At 59.7% G+C, this 238-nt stretch carries 1 protein-coding gene; it reads left to right on the top strand.

Annotated elements, in window-relative coordinates; all coding sequences use genetic code 11:
• On the top strand, window positions 1-238 hold a 238-nt coding region (locus tag QSV46_RS40990; RefSeq protein WP_314964486.1), incomplete at both ends, for a GIY-YIG nuclease family protein.

The raw sequence follows: 238 nt of genomic DNA, 5'->3' as shown, positions 1-238 counted from the left end.
CCGTTACATTTCAAAGAGTGGGACGCCCCCACCGGAGTTAAGGCCTCTGCGTTGTTCGACGCGGGGCTCACCTCTGGAATCTATGTCCTCGTGTTTGCCAATGGTGAGGAGTACGTGGGCAAGACGGTGAATTTCCCTCGCCGCTTCATGGACCATCGCCGACGGTGGTCGGACATCGTGTCCGTGAGGTTCGCGCCGGTTATTGCAGAGGATCTCGACCGGATGGAACGCGCCGTCG

Source organism: Bradyrhizobium cosmicum, assembly GCF_032290525.1.
Taxonomy (GTDB): domain Bacteria; phylum Pseudomonadota; class Alphaproteobacteria; order Rhizobiales; family Xanthobacteraceae; genus Bradyrhizobium; species Bradyrhizobium cosmicum_A.
This window is presented reverse-complemented; position numbering and strand designations above follow the sequence as displayed.